Genomic DNA, 341 nt, shown 5'->3' with positions numbered 1-341 from the left:
TGTAAATACATTTAATTTTTGGGAGTTAAAATTATTACCGTTAAAAAGACTAACTCTAACGTTCTCATAGTGCGATTTGTTTTACGATTTTACTGCCCTAAAAATCAGTGCGCACTTAATCCCGAGTCATTTCAGGATCTGATCCTGGCTTTTAAACTTTAATGTGCCCGTTATGTGAAGCTGTTTGCCCCCCAGCCTGAGCAAATAGAATTGACAATAGAATAAAAAGTATACAGCTATACACCAGACTTCTTAGTACTCTATCATTCTGGCTTAGCTGAATATATTGAACTTCATCATGACTCTCAGGTTGATAAAGAGTATCACTCGAAAATTCATCT

1 protein-coding gene is annotated in these 341 nt (G+C 35.5%); it reads right to left on the bottom strand.

Going from position 1 to position 341, the window contains the following annotated elements; genetic code table 11:
• Positions 1 to 151: 151 nt before the first annotated feature.
• Positions 152 to 341: hypothetical protein (locus CWB78_RS18905; protein WP_212750867.1), on the bottom strand; the 190-nt coding region annotated here is incomplete at its 5' end.

The sequence above is a fragment of the Pseudoalteromonas sp. S1612 genome, assembly GCF_005887175.1.
In the GTDB taxonomy this organism is placed as follows: domain Bacteria; phylum Pseudomonadota; class Gammaproteobacteria; order Enterobacterales; family Alteromonadaceae; genus Pseudoalteromonas; species Pseudoalteromonas undina.
This window is presented reverse-complemented; position numbering and strand designations above follow the sequence as displayed.